Origin of the sequence: Streptococcus pseudopneumoniae (assembly GCF_001072925.1) — a bacterium.
In the GTDB taxonomy this organism is placed as follows: domain Bacteria; phylum Bacillota; class Bacilli; order Lactobacillales; family Streptococcaceae; genus Streptococcus; species Streptococcus pseudopneumoniae_Q.
The window spans coordinates 1-796 of sequence record NZ_JVHE01000034.1 but is presented as its reverse complement, the minus strand read 5'-3'; the positions used below and the strand labels follow the sequence as shown (position 1 = coordinate 796).

1 protein-coding gene is annotated in these 796 nt (G+C 43.0%); it reads right to left on the bottom strand.

Features of this window, described 5'->3' with window-relative positions:
- Window positions 1-796: mucin-binding protein (locus ADH81_RS11150; RefSeq protein ID WP_049525895.1), on the bottom strand; the 796-nt coding region annotated here is incomplete at both ends.

Here is a 796-nt window from a genome sequence, read left to right as displayed (position 1 = left end):
ATCTACAACTGGAACAGTAACCTTGCCATAGGTGTGACTAGTTTCAGTCCATGTTGTAGTTCCGTCAGCTTGTTTTTCTTTACCAGTAAATGTGAAGTCGTTTTGGACATTGGCAGCCGGAGTCTTGTCACCTGCTCCTTCAAAGGTTACAGTTTGTTTAGTTGGTTTTGTTACATCATTTACGATTGGCACGTAGATGATTGGGGTGTCAGTTCCTGGATTTTCAGGAGTGATTGGTTTTCCTGGATCTACTGGTTGGCCTGGTTTGCTTGGATCTTTTGGATCTGGCAAGTAAGGCTTATAGCCTGGTACATCTGGAACTACTGGTTGCCCTGGTTTCGTTGGATCTGTTGGATCATTTGGATATTTCACATCTGGTGTTGATGGGAAGTTAGGATCATCAGATTTTGGAACCAAACTTCCAAGTGGTTTATATACAACGTGATCTGTTACTTCTGGTTGATCTGGAATCACTGTCTTAGATCCAGCTTCTGTCTTATCTGAGTAGTATCCATCTACGACTGGGACAGTAACCTTGCCATAGGTGTGACTAGTTTCAGTCCATGTTGTAGTTCCATCGGCTTGTTTTTCTTTACCAGTGAAAGTAAAGTCGTCTTGGACATTGTCAGCCGGAGTCTTATCACCTGCTCCTTCAAACTTCACTGTCTGTTTGGTTGGTTTAGTCACATCATTTACGATTGGTACGTAGATGATTGGTGTGTCAACACCTGGTTTTGTTGGAAGGTTTGGAAGTTCCTTACCTGGTTCTACTGGTTGACCTGGTTTGCTTGGATCT